Raw genomic sequence first — 17772 nt, 5'->3', positions numbered from 1 at the left:
GGTGCAAACGCTTTTCAGCTCCCCAACAAACAAAAATCCCGGCCATGCAAATGACAGGGATTCGTAAAAATCTCAAATTGTAGGCTAGACTTTTTCAACCTGTCCAAATTCTAATTCAACCGGTGTAGATCGACCAAAAATAAGAACCGATACGCGCAACCGGCTTTTCTCGTAATTGACTTCTTCTATATTGCCGTTAAAGTCTTTAAATGGGCCATCAGTAATCCGAACAACTTCCCCAACTTCAAACAATACTTTGGGCCGTGGCTTATTCACACCCTCTTCGACACGATTTAATATTGCCATTGCTTCCTTTTCTGAGATTGGTGACGGCCTATCTGATGCCCCGCCTATAAAGCCCAATACCCTAGGAACATTTCTTACTAAATGCCATGTTTCGTCATTCAATTCCATTTGCACAAGCACGTATCCGGGAAAGAATTTCCTTTCACTTTTACGCTGCTGACCCATGCGCATCTCAACAACTTCTTCAGTAGGGACCAGAATTTTTCCAAAAAACTCTTCCAGACCTTCGCGTTTTATACGCTCTTCAAGAGCCTGCTTGACTTTATTTTCAAAATTGGAATACGCATGAACGACATACCAGCGAAGCGACATTATTTAATCCCCTGGCTCATCAAAAGCTGAACACCCCAAAACAAAAACATATCTAGCAACCACAGTATTAAGCCGACTATGAATACCATCAAAAAAACCATCAGCGTAGTACGAACCGCCTCGTCTTTAGTGGGCCACACTATCCTTTTGAATTCTTGCTTGGACTCCAGCATAAAGCCCCATAGACCGCGACCCTTAGCAGTAGTAAAAGCAACAGCTATAGCAGCCGCTAAAACAGCCACCAAAACTAAAACGCGGTAAAGAAGCTGCAAATCAGAAAAATAATAGAACGCTGATATGCCGACAACAACAAAAACCAAAGATAAAGCCAACTTTACGATGTCCACCACTGAGGAGACTTCTTCTGTCTGTGCGTTCATTTAGTTAACTTGAATTAAATTATGAAGATTTTCTGAATGGCAGGCCAGGAGGGACTCGAACCCCCAACTTGCGGTTTTGGAGACCGCTGCTCTACCAATTGAACTACTGACCTATTCAGAAAATATTTTTTGAATCAAAAACGGCTATTACTCGATAATAGAAGCAACAACACCCGCACCCACGGTACGACCACCTTCGCGAATCGCAAAACGCAAGCCGTCTTCCATCGCAATCGGTGAGATAAGTTTTACGGTAACGGCGATGTTATCGCCAGGCATAACCATTTCCACGCCTTCTGGCAAATCTACCGCACCGGTTACGTCGGTCGTTCTGAAGTAGAACTGCGGACGGTAGCCATTAAAGAATGGAGTATGACGACCACCCTCTTCTTTAGACAGCACATATATTTCTGCTTTAAAGTGCGCATGTGGCTTGATGGTATTCACATGCGCCAGTACTTGACCACGTTCCACGTCTTCTCTTTTAGTACCACGCAACAGTACACCGACGTTATCGCCCGCTTGACCTTGATCAAGCAGTTTGCGGAACATTTCTACACCTGTGCAGGTTGTTTGAACGGTATCTTTGATGCCGACGATCTCGACGGCTTCGCCTACTTTGATGATGCCCCGCTCAACACGTCCGGTTACTACGGTACCGCGACCTGAAATTGAGAACACGTCTTCGATAGGCATCAAGAATTTGCCGTCGATCGCACGCTCTGGCTCAGGAATGTAACTGTCCAACGCTTCAACCAAGCGAACTACGGATTGTACACCAATTTCACTTTGCTCGCCTTCTAAAGCTTTCAATGCGGAACCAACGATAATGGGCGTGTCGTCTCCTGGGAATTCGTATTGATTCAACAGCTCGCGAATTTCCATTTCAACCAGCTCAATCAACTCAGCGTCATCTACCATATCGGCCTTGTTCAAGAACACAACAATGTAAGGCACACCGACTTGACGTGACAACAGAATGTGCTCGCGCGTTTGTGGCATAGGACCGTCCGCAGCAGAGCAAACCAAAATCGCGCCATCCATTTGGGCAGCACCGGTAATCATGTTTTTAACGTAGTCAGCGTGACCAGGGCAGTCAACGTGGGCATAGTGGCGGTTGGCTGATTCGTACTCTACGTGTGACGTAGAAATGGTTATACCGCGCGCACGTTCTTCCGGGGCGTTGTCGATTTGATCAAAAGCCTTAACTTCGCCGCCTTGCAGCTCCGCCATGACTTTTGTTAATGCCGCTGTCAATGTGGTTTTACCGTGGTCAACGTGACCAATGGTGCCTACGTTTACGTGCGGTTTCTTTCTTTCAAATTTTTCTTTAGCCATTTTGGAACACCCTAACTACGACAAAAACAAACCTAAATCTGGAGCTCATAACCGGATTTGAACCGGTGACCTCTTCCTTACCAAGGAAGTGCTCTACCTACTGAGCTATATGAGCGAGTAATTTACCCCGAAATGGAGCGGGTGATGGGAATCGAACCCACGCAATCAGCTTGGAAGGCTGGAGTTCTACCATTGAACTACACCCGCAGATCCCATAAATTTGGTGGTGGAGGGGGGAGGATTCGAACCTCCGAAGGTAGAACCGGCAGATTTACAGTCTGATCCCTTTGGCCGCTCGGGAACCCCTCCGTTACTTATTCGATCAATTATCCTTGCTTCAAAAACCCCAGTCAAGTGTTTTTTTAATTCAACTGAAGTAACAATCAAGCTCCAATTGAATTCAAATCACCCAAAACCAACGCATCCATGCTTTTCGCTAACTCGCCAAACAAACCCAGCATTCGAGCCTGACCATCACAAGACAAACTGGACAACACATAGTCCGCCACACCCACCCCCGCGACAGGACGACCTATACCAATTCTCAACCTGTAGAAATCACGGGTGTCGATATTAGCAATAATGTCACGCAACCCGTTATGCCCACCGTGCCCCCCGTCTTTTTTTATCTTGACGACTCCCTCGGGAAGCTCAAGCTCATCATGAACCACAAGCATTTCTTCGGACTTAAACTTGTAATACCGCAAAAACTTACCGACAGACAGGCCACTTTTATTCATAAAAGTCATCGGCTTTAGCAATACAAGCCTGTATCCGCCAATATTGCATTCAGCCACCTCACCGGAAAACTGACTACTGCTCGACCAACCAGCACTAGCAAGCCCCGCCAGATACTCCACAAACAAAAACCCGGCATTGTGCCGGGTTTTTTCGTACTGCCGCCCAGGATTACCCAGACCAACAATCAGCTTAATCATTCAAACAAGACTTCAAACACTATTAGTCAGCAGATTCCACAGATCTTGGCTTGACTATTTGAGCAACCGGATGATCATGCTCAGCACCATGCTGCAAGGCCGCAATCTCAACACCAGCCGGCAAAATCAAATCAGACAAATGTATTGTCGAACCAACATCTACACTAGCCAAATCTACTTCAATGAATTCCGGCAAAGCAGAAGGCATACACAACACCTCCACATCAACCATTGCATGATTGACCAAACCACCTTTTTTAACGCCTACCGAAATAGCTTCATTGATAAAATGCAAAGGAACATGAACCTTCAATTTATGCGTATCATCAACACGCATAAAGTCCATATGCAACACTATCGGCTTTGCAGGGTGCCTTTGTATATGTTTAAGAACAGCTTTTTCTGTTTTGCCGTCGATTTTAAGATCAAGCACATGAGAATAAACGGCCTCATGCACCAAATGCTTAACCACTTCGTTATGATCCAGCAATAGCATCTCAGGGGCACCACTACCACCATATACTACTGCCGGGACCTTACCCTGACGACGAACAACTTTGGCCGCGCTACTGCCCGAGGCACTGCGAGCTTCTGCAACAAATTCAAACACGTTAGCCATTTTTTTCTCCAAAAGCTTGTTCCACAAGCACTACTTTAATTCTTATCAGTCAACATAAAGCGAGCTTACAGACTCGCCCACCGCTATTCGACGTATTGTTTCTGCCAACATTTCCGCAACGCTTAGCTGCCTAATCTTATCAATCCCGGACAATTCTGTAGTTAACGGTATCGTATCCGTAACTACCAATTCATCAAGAACGGAATTTTTAACATTTTCCGCGGCCGCACCAGACAGCACCGGATGAGTACAGTATGCAACAACCTTTTTGGCACCATTTTTCTTGAGCGCGCCTGCCGCGTGACACAAAGTACCCGCCGTATCAACTAAGTCATCCACCATGACACAGGTACGCCCCTCTACATCGCCGATGATATGCATTATCTCCGACACATTCGGACGCGGCCTTCGCTTGTCGATTATCGCCAAATCAGCATCACCCAGACGCTTTGCAATGGCTCTAGCCCTCACAACACCACCAACATCCGGCGAAACCACAATCAAATCTTCGTATTCTTGCCGCCAAATATCACCTAGCAAAATTGGCGAAGCATACACATTATCAACCGGAATCCCAAAGAATCCCATGATTTGATCTGCATGTAAGTCAACAGTCAACGCCCTGTCAGCCCCAGCATTACCTATCATATCCGCAACCAATCTTGCAGTAATGGGCACCCTAGCCGACCTCGAGCGCCTATCTTGCCGTGCGTAGCCATAATACGGCATAACGGCAGTTATTCTCGCCGCAGACGCTCGCCTCATAGCATCGATCATTACCAACAATTCCATTAGATTTTCGTTGGTAGGCGCGCAGGTAGGCTGTATGACAAATACATCCCTACCTCTAACATTTTCTTCTATCTCAACAAAAATCTCGCCATCACTGAAACGACCAACCGTGGCCATGCCGAGGCGCATATTGAGCTTCTTCACAATACCTTCAGACAACGCCTTATTGGCATTCCCGGAAAATACCATTACCGAGGCCTCACGCATTCAAGCACTCCTAAGGAACTATTGTGTGGAGATTATGGCTGGGCTGCAAGGATTCGAACCTTGGTATGCGAGGATCAAAACCTCGTGCCTTACCGCTTGGCGACAGCCCATTAAATTGATTAAACAGATCCTTGTCTTAATTTTTCATGCAGAGGCGAAACATTAAGTCCTCGAGCCAAATAAACTAACCAACTCTGACTCAACACAGAAAATGCCTCACGCGCCGACTCTTCCGAATCGAACTGGGCAAATACACAAGCCCCAGTCCCCGTCAATCTTGCTTCTGCATATTGAGACAATGCATCCAATGCATTACTCACCGGCTTATATAACTTGCTAACGACCGGAAGACAATCATTCCGCCAATCGCCTGCAATGAAGTCGCGCATTGTGATGGGTTTGCTATCTCTTGTCAACTCTTCCGTCAAAAAAATCTGTTTCGTGTTCACATGACAATCCGGCTTGATTACCACGACCCATTGTTCCGGAATCGTTATGGGCTTTAATTCCTCACCAACACCCTCACCCCAAGCGGTGTAGCCATAGACAAAAACAGGCACATCGGCGCCAAGTTGCAAGCCCAACTCCATCAACTCTTCTAATGGTAAGTGCAAATTCCACAACCTATTCAGCACCACCAGCGTAGTAGCAGCATCGGAACTACCACCACCCAAGCCACCACCCATAGGCAGATTCTTTTCGACGTCGATACACACCCCGGATGCACACCCAGTATATTGTCTCAATAAGTTGGCGGCGCGAACGGTTAAGTCTTCGTGTTCCGGGACACCAGGAATCGGATGACGCAAATAAACCCTGCCATTTTCCGCAGGATAAAATGTTATCCAGTCACACAAATCAATAATCTGAAATACTGTTTGCAGTAAATGATAGCCATCTGGGCGACGCCCGGTGATTCTCAGCATTAGATTCAACTTAGCCGGCGCAGGCCATTTCTCACCCCAACCCACCACCTGTTCTTGCATTCCCGTCACGACAAATCCCATTGATCCACTATTAATTTGATTCTTGTCTTATCTTTTTCCACATTGATTTTTCTCGGTAGTAATAAGGCGTTAACATGCTGCATTTCTCTGAAACCAACCCGCCACCCAGACTGAAAAAATCCATCAACCTGCTCGACAAACGACTGCTCAGGATCAGGCAAGCCAAGCACCCAATACCTCAAAGCACTCACAGGAATCGCGACACCTAACTGCTCCGCCAGCACCTCTTCTGCGGGCCCGCTAAATTCTTTGCGATTGTCTCCGTCATCTACCGCCACAAAATCAGCTTCGACAGTGATCATCAGCTTACCCTGAGCCAATGGCCCCGAAAGCTCAATATCATCTCTCCCAGAGCGATGCCGCCAACTTATCGACGCAGAAAACGAATCCTTCTCATCAGCCAGAGCCAATCGCCCCTCAAAATACCATTGCTGTTGCTGTTGCTGTTGCAACACCCTCATATCTTGCGATCGGTAGGGCTCGCCCGGCTTTTCTGACAATAAAGAACAGCCGGACAAGAACATCACAGCCAACAAGAAAACACCGCCCTTAAAAATCATTGCCCGTTTTGCAAAAAGCGCTTTTTAAACTCCAACAAATATTCGTCATCAGGAGATTTTTTATAAACACTGTCGAAAAGCTCTTTAGCTTCCTTTTTCTCACCCAAAGACCAAAGCACTTCCGCAATATGCGCGGCAATTTCATTTTCCGGCTGCTTCTCGTAGGCTCTACGCAAAAACTCCAGCGCGCGTTCGGGCTTTCCTAGCTTAAATTGCAACCATCCGTAGCTGTCTATTACCACTGCCTCATCGGGCTGCAAACTGAGAGCGCGCTCCAAATATTTGGCCGCCTCCTCATAGCGTTGCGTTCTATCGGTCAACGTATAACCCAACGCATTAAGCGCCCCTACATCGTCCGGCTTTTTCTCTAAAATTTTCTGCAGGTCGGATTCAAGCACATCCAGCTTATCCAAGCGTTCGGCAACCAATGCCCGGGCATATAGCACTTCGCGATTATCGGGCATGTCTTTTAAAGCCAGTGTCAGAACATCAAAAGCTTCCTGGTATTTACCCAATTGATTGTAAAGCTCCGCCTTAACCATCAAGACTCGCAAATGCTGTTCAGGATATTTGTTATCCATGCGCTTGATGCGGGCCTCGATCTCGTCGAAGCGTTTTTGATTCATCAACAAAGACACCGCTGCCATATCCGCGTCGAATGCGTAATTGCCGTCGCTCACCCGATCAAACCAATTTAACGCCTTATCCGGATGCTGTTGATCAACTTCAATCTTGCCCAAGTAAAAACTAGCCTGCCCTTCCCACTCGGGATTATTCAGCAACTTCTCAAGTACGTTTTCAGCCTTATCGATCTGGCTTTGCTGCATATATACCAAAGCCAAGGTAAACAGCGTTTCAGCATCATCCGGCTTGTCTTCCAGCACACTCTGGCAAAGCTTTATCGCATCGTCGTAGTCGTGACCGTTAACCAACACTTCCAACAACATCTTTCTCAGCATCCTATCTTCCGGCGCCGCCTTAAGCGCCTTTTCCAAAGAGGCGCGCGCCTTAGACAAGTCGCCGGAGCGTCCGGCCAGCTGTGCCTGCAAGATCACAGCCTTATTCCAATCAGGCTGGATTAACAATGCTTGATTAACTTTCTGCTGGGCCAACTCGTTATTTTGCAGAACCGACGCCAAAACCGCCTGCAAGAAAAACACACTGGCTTGATTAGGATGCTCAACAGCCAACTCTTCCAACACGTCGTAGGTAAATTGCGTGCGACCTTCTTTTTCCATCAACTTGGTCATTTCCAGCACACCAGCCTCAAAACCAGCCGGATCATCTGCCAGCATGGCATTGAGATTTTCGACAGCCGCCTTTTGATCTGAATTTTTAATCGCCAGTAACACGGCAAACTTTCTCGCCGCCAAATTCTTTCCGTCCTTAGACAACCAAACCGTCAAGGCCTCACGGGTACGCTGCTCGTCTTTTAAAAACAAACCGATTTTGACTGCCCGCTCAGCAATCCGCGGATCATCCACTCGCTTAGCGGCCTGCAAATAAGCATCCATGGCCAAATGGTACTGATTACGCTGCCCTGCCAATTCCGCGGCCATCAGCAAATACAGCACCTCTTCGTCGATTACCGTATTGCGGTTAACTCTGCTTTCCAAACCCTCAGGCTTGACTGGCAAACCTTCTGCCTCAGGCTCTTTCTCAGGAGAAACCGCACATCCTGACATCGATAAAAACATTGCTATGGCTATCCATTTTTTCATGCAATCAATTAACCCATTTTTGAAAAACTATTGACGATAGATTACCAGAAAAAGCCCCTGAATCGGACTGTCGTTTCATTGTATTTGGACAAAAACAGCGCATTCCTTAAAATAGTGCACTTTTCTTGTGCTATTGTTCGCAACCGATGACTCTTCTTGCCGTAGGGATAAATTACAATACAGCGCCGGTCGCCATCCGCGAACGCTTGGCGTTCCCGACGGACATGCTCGATAACACGCTGAAAAACTTGTGGAATCTTCGCGAAATCAGCGAGGCAGCCATTCTATCCACTTGCAACCGTACCGAGTTTTACTACCAGGCGGACAGCGACAACCAATCTTCGTTGGTAAACTGGATAGCGGACACCAAACAGATCAAACCAGCCGACTTCACCCCTTATCTTTATAGCTACAAAGATAGCCAGTCGATAAGACATATGTTCCGCGTGGCCTGCGGACTGGATTCGATGATCCTGGGCGAGCCGCAAATTCTCGGCCAAATGAAAACCGCCTACCATGCCGCTTCACAAGCCGGCACGCTGGGCAGAAATCTCAGCAAATTATTTCAACACACCTTTTCCGCAGCCAAAAAGGTCCGCACGGACACCGCCATTGGCTCCAGCCCGGTTTCTGTCGCATTTGCCGCCGTGCAACTGGCACAACAAATTTTCGACAAACTCAGCGAACAAACCGCTTTATTGATAGGTGCCGGCGAAACGATAGAACTCACCGCCCGCCATCTATACCAACACGGCATCGGCCGTATCATCATTGCCAACCGCACTTACGACAAAGCCCATGCCTTGGCGATGCAGTTCAACGGCTACGCGATCAACCTCGCCGAGCTGCCGAATCACTTGGCGGAAGCGGACATTGTCGTATCGTCCACCGCCAGCCAATTGCCGATCCTTGGTAAAGGCCGCGTAGAAAGCGCGATCAAAATCCGCAAGCACAAACCGATGTTCATGGTCGATTTGGCCGTGCCGCGCGACATCGAAGCCGAAGTTGCGCAGCTACGCGATGTTTATCTGTATACGGTTGACGACCTACAAAACACCGTCAATCAAAACATGGACTCGCGCCGCCGCGCCGCCGAGCAGGCTGAGGAAATCATCGACACTCAAGTCGAACACTTTATGGCCTGGCTACGCTCTCAAGGCGCGCAGGAAACTATCCGCGATTTCCGCACTCAGGCCGAGCAGACCCGCGACGAAGCATTGCAAAAAGCTTTAGCCCAACTCAACAGCGGCGCAGCCGCCGACGAAGTATTGCAGCGCCTCGCCCACACCTTGACCAATAAACTGATTCACACCCCCTGCGCACAACTACGCGAAGCCGGCGCCAACGAACGCCACGACCTGATCGCGGCTTCCCGCGAAATTTTCAAATTACGATAAGCCACTGAATGAAACCCTCGATACAAACCAAACTGGAAAACCTCGGCGAACGCTTCGAAGAAATCACCGCCTTATTGTCGCAACCGGAAGTACAAAGCAATCAAAACCAATTCCGTAGCCTGAGCCAGGAATACGCGCAAATCGAGCCGCTGGTTGCCTGTTACAAAATCTATCAGGAAAACGAAGCCAATCTGGAATCGGCCCAGGAAATGGCTAAAGACAGCGACCCGGAGTTACGGGAAATGGCCAAAGAAGAAATCCAGGCCGCCGAAGCCCAACGCGAGGAATTGACCCAACAACTGCAAATCCTGCTGCTACCGAAAGACCCGAATGACAATCGCAATGTGTTTTTGGAAGTACGCGCAGGGACCGGCGGCGACGAAGCGGCGATCTTTTCCGGCGACCTTGCACGGATGTATCAACGCTATGCGGAACGGCAAGGCTGGAGCACCGAGATTATCAACGAGAACCGCGGCGAACACGGCGGCTTTAAAGAAGTCATCATGCGCGTGGCCGGCCAAAACGTGTATTCGCAATTAAAGTTCGAATCGGGCACCCACCGCGTGCAGCGCGTACCGGAAACCGAATCGCAGGGCCGTGTGCATACCTCGGCCTGCACCGTGGCGATCATGCCGGAAGTCGATGCTGTAGACGAAATCGACATTAATCCCGCCGATCTGCGCATCGATACCTACCGCGCCTCCGGCGCCGGCGGTCAGCACGTCAACCGCACCGAATCGGCGATCCGTATTACCCACATCCCGTCCGGCGTCGTCGTGGAATGTCAGGACGAACGCTCGCAGCATAAAAACCGCGCCCGCGCAATGTCGGTATTGCAGGCCCGTTTGATGTCGGCGGCCCAGGAAAAGCAACACGCGGAACAATCGGAAAGCCGCAAATTACAAGTGGGCAGCGGCGACCGATCCGAGCGTATCCGCACGTATAACTACCCGCAAGGCCGACTCACCGACCACCGCATCAACCTGACGCTTTATAAGCTGGAAGAAATCATGGAAGGCGGATTGGAGCATGTGATTCAACCGCTGATTCATGAACATCAGGCAGAATTGTTGACTCAGCTGGGTAATGTCTAAGCAACCTATATGGACAGATACCAGCAATACGATTCATAGCCTGGTAGCCTCTGCAAACGCAAAGCTAAGCGCCACATCCGAAACCGCAATGCTTGACGCCGAAGTATTGCTTTGCCACTGCCTAAACAAAACCCGCTCGTTTCTTAGAGCTTGGCCGGAACATCAGCCCGGCCCGCAACAAATCGCTCAGTTTCAAGTATCGGTAGAGCAGCGCGCGCAAGGCACGCCGGTTGCCTATTTAACCGGCCAACGCGAATTCTGGTCACGCAATTTCAAAGTCAGCCCGGATGTCTTGATCCCCAGACCCGACACCGAATTGCTGATAGAGCTCAGCCTGTCGCTATTACCTGCCGACCAGCCCTGTAAAATCATCGATCTCGGCACCGGCTCCGGAATTATTGCCATCACGCTGGCCGCCGAACAACCATTAGCCCTGGTATTTGCCAGCGATCTAAGCTCGGCGGCTTTAGAGCTGGCCCAATGCAATGCGCAGCAACTCAAGACCGGCAATCTGTGTTTTGTGCAATCGAACTGGTTCGAAAACATCGAAGAAACAGACTTTGATTTGGTCGTTAGCAATCCACCCTACATCGCCGATAACGACCCGCATCTAACCATCGGCGACGTGCGCTTTGAGCCTGACAGCGCGTTGATCAGCCCCAACAACGGCCTGCAAGACATTCATCAGCTTGCCGAGCAAGCGCGTCTGCATTTAAAAGACAATGGCCAATTATTGGTCGAACACGGCTACAATCAGCAATCCGAGGTACAAGCCATTTTTCACGAATTTGGCTACCAGCAGATCAACACCCATGCTGATTTATCCGGCAATCCACGAGTGACATCGGGAATATGGAAACCACTATGAACCACAAAGAAATTTCTCTACCGCGCAAGCTCACCAATCAGTTACTGCACTTGGCGCAACTATCCCCGGATACCGAGGTTTGCGGCCTAATCGGCGCGGACAGAAACGGCATGCCGACGAGTTGTTATCCGGTAGACAATAGTGCAGCCACGCCGCAGACCCGATTTTTATTAGACGCCAGCCAGCAAATCGAGGCGATGCGCCAAATCCGCGAAAAAGGCGAAACGCTATTTGCTATCTACCACTCGCACCCGCACACGCCGGCCCAACCGTCAGCGACCGACATCCAGGAAGCCAGCTATCCGGATGCACTGCATTTGATCATTTCCTTAAATACCAAGGGCGTATTGGAAATGCGCGGCTTTAAAATTGCCGGAGACAGCGCGGAAGAAGTGGAATTAAATCTGATTGAAGCTTAATCCAAGCCGTTGCAGCCCTAACCGCGTGCTCAATGCTCCCAAGACGCGGCATCTTCGATAGGTTCAAGATGGGTGTCGATGTCGATGTTGTCGAACCTGTCCTTGATCCGCTGCTCAATGGCTTCCAGCAAATCATGACCCTGCTGCACTGTCCAACTCCCAGGTACCAACACATGCACCGACATGAAACGTCTGGCGCCGGCGTAACGAGTCCGTAACGCATGATAAGCGATACGTTGGCCGGCCACATATTCATCCAACACAGCGACGATTTCCGCAATTTCCTCCGGCGATAAGGCGGCATCCAATAAACCGGACACTGTCCGGCGAATCAATTGCAAGCCGGCCCAGACGATATTGAACGCCACGCCGATGGCAATAATCGGATCGAGTATTTCCCAGCCGTTCAGGCCCAATTGCTTGGCAAACGCCAGGCTCGGCTCGAAACGGTTTGCCACCGAGATGATGGCGATACCGACCAAAATCCCGACCGTCGTCCAGACATCGGTCATTAAGTGCTTACCGTCGGCTTCCAACGTGATCGACTGTCGGCGCCGGCCGACACCAATCAAAACTCGGGCAACCGCCAAATTGATCAACGAAGCAAACACCGAAACCGCAATACCCAGATCAAGTTGCTGCAGCGGCAGCGGGTTCCACAACCGTTCCCAGGCCGCATAGCCGATACTAAAAGCCGCCAACAGAATCATGATACCTTCCGCACCGCTGGAGAAATATTCGACTTTTTCGTGGCCGTAGGCATGGGTATCGTCCGGCGGCCGCGCCGAAATAGTCAGCACCACCAGCATGATGATCGCCGCCACCAAATTGATCAGCGACTCCAGCGCATCGGACAGCAAGCCCACGGAGCCGGTCAACCAATAGGCATAGCTTTTTAATGCGATAGTACTGATTGCGGCAGCAATAGAGAGCCAACCGTAACGGGCTAGAGAGTGTTCACTCATAACTTTCGGAGTTTTTTTGATAGGCTGATCAGTCTAGCAGACTGTCTGACTCAGCACTCACCTTGTGCGGATATATTCACATCGCTCCGTGATAATAAGGGTCAACGTGAGTACTCGAGAATATAGTGATAACAAAAAAGCCCCGATTCGCAAGAAACGGGGCTTTTATTTTTAAACCAGAAATTCTTTTGGAGCGCCGAGAATCAGCGCTCCGCCATCGATTAATAGTTGAACTGCAACTGGGTACGGATCAAATCGCCGCTGGCTTGCTGCAAGAATCCAGCCGCCGTTGTTTGCGTCTGAATTTGAGTACGATTCATCGTCGCATAAGCCACGGTTAACTCCAACGCCTTGTTGATTTGATACTCAACACCGGCCTCAACCTCGTCCACATTGACTCTTGGAGCGTTGGCGACACCCTTCCAGGCACCATCATAGGTTTGCCATTTGACGTAAGGCATCATGCTACCTTTAGTACCGAATACGTTATCGATTTTATACATCGCTTGTACGTAGCCACCTTCCAGATTTTGTCTTTCAATACGGTTGGCAGATGGATTAAGCGTAGGGCCTGCACCCCAATTCCATTCCGCCTGCAAACCAAACGGTTGCGGGAACAACACGGCATGAACGCCAACTCTATCTTCGCTATTATCTCTTGCGGTCGGCGTGCCTGACCCAAATCTGCTGGTATAGGCACTGGTGGACCGGTTGAATCTTCCCGACATTGCATCCGCGCCTACTTCGATGACTTGCCCACGCAAGCCCATGAAACCTAAGTCAAACGGATAAGTCGAATGAGCGACCAAATATAAGTTGTCGTTAGCTTCCGCTTTGTTAATGCCTTGACCGTTATAAACACCCAAACCCAAGACGCCGTAATCACCGGAGGTTTTCAGATTTTTCTTGGCTAGGTCTTTCCAAAGTTTTTGCACATCGCTAGGCGACCAATAGGCAAACAAACCCAGGTCACGTTCGCTGGGCACCGCGCTGTTCAATGCGTCGTCACGGTCCAGCGTCAGGCGGTTTTGCGAGGATTGCAGGTTTTCCCAACCAAACGGGACTTTGGATTGACCGGCACGGATTCGATATTCGTGAGCCTTATCGAACGCCAAGTCAGCATAGGCATCGCGCAATTGCGCAAAGTGCAAATCGCCGTTGGTGGTGGCGAAATCCGGTTGCAGATACAAGGAGATATACTCGTTGATGTCGCCGGAAAATACCAAACGTACTCGGCGCAAAGAAAAACCTTGATTGTTACCGATCGAGCCATCACCCACCGATTTCAACTCCGGCTCGCCCGCTGTTCTATCGCCGGATAGTGCTTGGTTATACCGCAACTGGGTATAGCCGCGAACATTGATTTTGTTGAACCATTTTTCGTCGTTCTTGGCTTTGTCTTCGCGCTGCGCAACGATATGCTCGTCAAGTGCTTTCAGTTCGTTGGTTTTCAGCTCGAGATCCTGCTTGATTTTGTCGATCTCAGCTTTTTGTGTTTGATTGTCGGCTTCAACTTTTTTAGCAACCGTATCTTCGACTTTTTCAAATGAACCCAACTTAGTGCGACCTGGACCCGGTTCGGCAAAAATCTGCTTGGTTTTGGCATCAACATACAAATCCAGCGCCATCGCCTCGGCGCAAATACCCGAGCCAATAATGGCGACCACTGCCAGGCTCAGCTTAGAAAGTCTCATCAAATTTCTCCAATAATTATATAAATCAATGCGTTAACTCAATGATCACGATGACCAAAAAGCTTGAGCGCATTGTATGGAGGCAATATGACAACTTTATGACAAAACGAATTTAGTTGGCCTATCCGTTGTTTTTTTGCGACAAAAACCGCATTCGATACAAGTCGTTAGCGTATCGGCGGCTTGATGATGGGATAGTCGAGCTCGGCCCCTGTCACCTTTAAGCAACAGATATTCCGATAATGATAAGAACCCAAGCGGGCTTAGACAGTGGGATAAAACAATTTAAAAATGACTTCGAACTCGTCGCTGATTTTATCGAGGATGAAACTGATTTGTTCGGGCGTCAGATTCAAAGCATTGACAGCGTGGGCATCGTAGGGGTTTTCGATTCGGCTCAAGCAGTTCGCGAGTCTGACCATGGCGGCCAAATCGGCGTAAGGCCCGATCAAATCAGGAAAGCAATGCAAGCGAATACTTTCCACAATAACGTCAGGTAACATCCATTGTTTGCACAACTCTGCGCCGGCTTGAAAATGGTCGAAACCGATCACGTTCTGCTCTACCGTGACCTCTTCGTCCACCGCGAGCGGGGTTTGCGATTGCAGTAATAAGTCGACTTCCCGGGCCAATACAGGAATCCGCCGATAAAACACCAATTGTCCGATGTTGTGGACCAAACCGCACAGAAATGCGGTGTCGGCATAGTGCTTGCCGAAATGAATATCCAATTCGCGTGCAATCAACGCGCAACGCAAATTTCTGGCCCAAAAATCGTGAATGGAGAAATGTTGTCCGGGTAAATCGGAAAAGCGTTCGACAATCAAGGTACCCAGCACCAGGTTCTGCAACTCACGGGTACCAATCATGGTGATGGCTTTGGTAATCGAACTGATTTGGGACGGAAAACCATAAAAAGCACTATTCACTATCTTCAGCAGCTTTACCGCCAATGCCGCATCGGCTTCTAGCACCACAGCCGCGTCTTTCGCGGTCTTATTCGGGTCTTCGACTATTTTTTTCAACAAAAAATAGGCATTCGGCGGCGAGGCGAGTTGCAAATCACCTCTCAGCAAATCGGCAACAGTTAATGTGGACGGTGAGTAAGCTATCATCAATAATTCTAAAAAATTAAATTTACACCTATACTGAAAACCAATAGCATAGAAATAGCATTAAAGGCTGCGCTTAAACCTAGACCAATTATATGAAAATACAAGCTTATTAAATGCTGCCCTCCTCCTGACCTTATGCCGACTGCTCCCGATTTTATGCCAATACCTGGATGGTATTAGATGATTGCCAATGACGCGCTCAAAGAAAAACTGATTGTCGTTGCGGAGCATAATGAAGTCTCCGCTCAAAAAATCGTTTCCACATTGAAAACGAAGGGTTTTACCGATATTCGTGTAGCTGAAAATGGCGAACAAATTTACGAGATATTAAAGCCTTACGCCGATCAACCCGACAGGATCGGTCTGATCGTGCTGAACGCAAGGCTGCCGCTTTGCCAAGCTCGGGAAATGTGCCAGAGTTTATCCAGCGCCAATTCGGTATCGGTCATTCCGGTAGTAATTCTGAACGACGACAGCTTTGCCTGTGAGCTCGACAGCTGTCAACCGCAACAGGACAATTGTCTAACTTACAAAATCAACACCCCCGTCAATACCCAGGAATTGATACTGGCAGTAAAATTTTTACTGAGCCTGAAACAGGAACGCCAACTGCGCCACCGTCAGGAAGAACAATTGATCAATGAATTGGCCGCCAAAAACGTTATTGATGCCAAACTCAAGTTTCTGGTCGCCCACGACGAATTAACCGGCTTATTCAATCGCAGCAGTTTCGAACGTCAGCTGAGATTGGTATTAAATCACAGCAATAAAACGCAAAAAGACGGGTCTTTATTATTCATTGATGTAGACCGCTTCAGCCTGATTAACGAACTGGAAGGCTTTGAAGTAGGTGATCGTTTACTGGTCGAAATGGCCATTCTGGTCCGAAAACTATTACCGGCCGGCAGTTTATTCGCTCGTATCGGCGCCGACGAGTTTTGTTTATTCCTGGAAAACAAAACCAAAAAGCAAGCACAGATTCTCGCCGAAACCATCAAAACCACCGTGGACAATTTCCGGTTCTTCACCGGCGAAGTGTCTTACAGTGCCTCGGTTTCCATCGGCATTGCCGCACTGGACAATACCGTTTCCGCATTCCATCCGGGCGAAATGATTTTACATGCCCGCCAAGCCTGCAACTTTGCAAAAAGCACCGGCAGAGACAAAATCTGCGTATACAACAGCGATGATCTCATCGTCAAGGAAAGACGCCGCGACATTTACTGGGTGCCGCTGATTCGCAAGGCCTTGCGGGATAACCAGCTATTTCTGGTGTTCCAGCCGGTGGTACAGCTGTCTGATGGCAATGTTTCGCACTATGAAGTGTTATTGCGCATGCGCGGCGAAGGCAATGAAGTCATCACGCCGGATCAGTTTATTCCGGTAGCTGAAAGAACCGGCTTGATTCACGCGATAGACCTATGGGTCGTGGAGAATGCCATCGACTTTCTGGCGGCACTGCCCACTTACATGTCTTATATTTCCCTGGCTGTGAACCTTTCAAGTACCGCGTTTCAGTATCCGGATTTACTATCCACTATTAAGGATAAACTGGAAATGACCTGGATAGACGCCAACCGTTTGACCTTCGAAATCACCGAAACAGCCGCCGTGGACAATTTTGAAAAAACCCGGCACATGATTAACAAAATCAGAGCCTTAGGCTGCAAATTCGCGCTAGACGATTTCGGCGCCGGCTTTTGTTCGTTCAACTATCTCAAAACCTTTCCGGTCGATTACGTGAAAATCGACGGTCAATTCATCAGAAACCTGCTCGACAACGAAACCGATCAAATACTTGTCAAATCCATGGTGGAAATTGCCTCAAAACTCGGCAAGAAAACCATCGCCGAATTCGTCGAATCGGCAGGTACGGCGGTAAAGCTGAAGGAAATCGGCGTAAACTTCGGCCAGGGCTACGCATTCGGCAAACCCGAGCAGAATCTACTGGATGGTCAGAAGGTTTCGCTTAACCTTTTGCTGGGCAGCAATCAGGTGGCCAGTCCAATCACTTGAAACGGATTAAACGTAATTCGCGAA

At 48.9% G+C, this 17772-nt stretch carries 17 protein-coding genes and 5 tRNA genes; 5 read left to right on the top strand and 17 right to left on the bottom strand.

Going from position 1 to position 17772, the window contains the following annotated elements:
• Positions 1-84: 84 nt before the first annotated feature.
• From nusG to ACMXD4_RS04010, 14 genes are all read right to left on the bottom strand, one after another.
• Positions 85-618 carry a transcription termination/antitermination protein NusG gene (gene nusG / locus ACMXD4_RS04075; RefSeq protein WP_033159599.1) on the bottom strand — a complete coding sequence of 178 codons (534 nt, stop codon included), beginning with the start codon at positions 616-618 and terminating at the stop codon, positions 85-87.
• Positions 618-998, bottom strand: a complete 381-nt coding sequence (secE, locus tag ACMXD4_RS04070; RefSeq protein WP_415879943.1) for a preprotein translocase subunit SecE — start codon at positions 996-998, stop codon at positions 618-620. The genes nusG and secE overlap by 1 nt, the downstream gene beginning before the upstream one ends.
• A 37-nt stretch (positions 999-1035) precedes the next feature.
• Positions 1036-1111, bottom strand: a tRNA-Trp gene (locus ACMXD4_RS04065).
• A 34-nt stretch (positions 1112-1145) separates the two neighbouring features.
• Entirely contained in the window at positions 1146-2336 is a 1191-nt protein-coding gene (tuf, locus tag ACMXD4_RS04060; RefSeq protein WP_033156112.1) for an elongation factor Tu, read from the bottom strand.
• 39 nt (positions 2337-2375) lie between these two features.
• Positions 2376-2451 (bottom strand) — tRNA-Thr (locus ACMXD4_RS04055).
• 18 nt (positions 2452-2469) lie between these two features.
• Positions 2470-2543 (bottom strand) — tRNA-Gly (locus ACMXD4_RS04050).
• Positions 2544-2560: 17 nt separating this feature from the next.
• Positions 2561-2645 (bottom strand) — tRNA-Tyr (locus ACMXD4_RS04045).
• A 74-nt stretch (positions 2646-2719) separates the two neighbouring features.
• Positions 2720-3274 (bottom strand): aminoacyl-tRNA hydrolase, encoded by a 555-nt coding sequence (pth, locus tag ACMXD4_RS04040; protein ID WP_415879942.1) that lies wholly within the window; start codon positions 3272-3274, stop codon positions 2720-2722.
• Between the two features lie 22 nt (positions 3275-3296).
• Complete coding sequence (locus ACMXD4_RS04035; protein ID WP_033156110.1) at positions 3297-3893, bottom strand: 50S ribosomal protein L25/general stress protein Ctc; 597 nt, start codon at positions 3891-3893, stop codon at positions 3297-3299.
• Positions 3894-3938: 45 nt separating this feature from the next.
• Complete coding sequence (locus ACMXD4_RS04030) at positions 3939-4892, bottom strand: ribose-phosphate diphosphokinase (RefSeq protein ID WP_033156109.1); 954 nt, start codon at positions 4890-4892, stop codon at positions 3939-3941.
• Positions 4893-4927: 35 nt separating this feature from the next.
• Positions 4928-5002: transfer RNA gene (locus tag ACMXD4_RS04025), tRNA-Gln, on the bottom strand.
• A gap of 9 nt (positions 5003-5011) precedes the next feature.
• Positions 5012-5878 (bottom strand): 4-(cytidine 5'-diphospho)-2-C-methyl-D-erythritol kinase, encoded by an 867-nt coding sequence (gene ispE / locus ACMXD4_RS04020; RefSeq protein WP_415880817.1) that lies wholly within the window; start codon positions 5876-5878, stop codon positions 5012-5014.
• Between the two features lie 5 nt (positions 5879-5883).
• A complete protein-coding gene (gene lolB / locus ACMXD4_RS04015) occupies positions 5884-6459 on the bottom strand; it encodes a lipoprotein insertase outer membrane protein LolB (protein ID WP_415879941.1) in 576 nt (191 codons plus the stop codon).
• Entirely contained in the window at positions 6456-8180 is a 1725-nt protein-coding gene (locus ACMXD4_RS04010; RefSeq protein ID WP_415879940.1) for a tetratricopeptide repeat protein, read from the bottom strand. Before ACMXD4_RS04010 ends, lolB begins: the two co-directional genes overlap by 4 nt.
• A 146-nt stretch (positions 8181-8326) precedes the next feature.
• On the opposite strand from ACMXD4_RS04010, the gene hemA reads away from it, so the two are divergent.
• Genes hemA through ACMXD4_RS03990 form a run of 4 tightly spaced genes read left to right on the top strand, consistent with a single transcriptional unit; the run spans position 8327 to position 11958 of the window.
• On the top strand, positions 8327-9577 hold the full coding sequence (gene hemA, locus ACMXD4_RS04005; protein ID WP_205453350.1) for a glutamyl-tRNA reductase: 1251 nt from the start codon (positions 8327-8329) through the stop codon (positions 9575-9577).
• Positions 9578-9585: 8 nt separating this feature from the next.
• Positions 9586-10671: a peptide chain release factor 1 gene (gene prfA, locus ACMXD4_RS04000; RefSeq protein WP_033156105.1), complete on the top strand. Its 1086-nt coding sequence runs from the start codon at positions 9586-9588 to the stop codon at positions 10669-10671.
• The gene (gene prmC, locus ACMXD4_RS03995) at positions 10664-11539 is read left to right on the top strand and encodes a peptide chain release factor N(5)-glutamine methyltransferase (RefSeq protein WP_415879939.1); all 876 of its coding nucleotides are present in this window, start codon (positions 10664-10666) and stop codon (positions 11537-11539) included. The genes prfA and prmC overlap by 8 nt, the downstream gene beginning before the upstream one ends.
• Positions 11536-11958 carry a M67 family metallopeptidase gene (locus ACMXD4_RS03990; protein ID WP_415879938.1) on the top strand — a complete coding sequence of 141 codons (423 nt, stop codon included), beginning with the start codon at positions 11536-11538 and terminating at the stop codon, positions 11956-11958. The genes prmC and ACMXD4_RS03990 overlap by 4 nt, the downstream gene beginning before the upstream one ends.
• A 29-nt stretch (positions 11959-11987) precedes the next feature.
• Here the strand turns inward: ACMXD4_RS03990 and ACMXD4_RS03985 are convergent, their stop codons facing one another.
• The 3 genes from ACMXD4_RS03985 to ACMXD4_RS03975 all read right to left on the bottom strand — a co-directional run bounded on the left by ACMXD4_RS03985 (position 11988) and on the right by ACMXD4_RS03975 (position 15732).
• The gene (locus ACMXD4_RS03985) at positions 11988-12923 is read right to left on the bottom strand and encodes a cation diffusion facilitator family transporter (RefSeq protein WP_415879937.1); all 936 of its coding nucleotides are present in this window, start codon (positions 12921-12923) and stop codon (positions 11988-11990) included.
• A gap of 221 nt (positions 12924-13144) precedes the next feature.
• Positions 13145-14617, bottom strand: coding sequence for a porin (locus tag ACMXD4_RS03980; protein WP_415879936.1), 1473 nt, complete (start codon positions 14615-14617; stop codon positions 13145-13147).
• Positions 14618-14880: 263 nt separating this feature from the next.
• Positions 14881-15732: an HDOD domain-containing protein gene (locus ACMXD4_RS03975; RefSeq protein WP_033156101.1), complete on the bottom strand. Its 852-nt coding sequence runs from the start codon at positions 15730-15732 to the stop codon at positions 14881-14883.
• 180 nt (positions 15733-15912) lie between these two features.
• Between ACMXD4_RS03975 and ACMXD4_RS03970 the strand changes: the two genes are divergently transcribed.
• A complete protein-coding gene (locus tag ACMXD4_RS03970; RefSeq protein WP_415879935.1) occupies positions 15913-17748 on the top strand; it encodes an EAL domain-containing protein in 1836 nt (611 codons plus the stop codon).
• The last annotated feature ends 24 nt before the right edge of the window (positions 17749-17772 follow it).

Origin of the sequence: Methylomonas sp. TEB, assembly GCF_047777895.1 — a bacterium.
In the GTDB taxonomy this organism is placed as follows: Bacteria; Pseudomonadota; Gammaproteobacteria; order Methylococcales; family Methylomonadaceae; genus Methylomonas.
The sequence above is the reverse complement of the archived record's forward strand: the minus strand, read 5'-3'. Positions and strand labels throughout refer to the sequence as shown.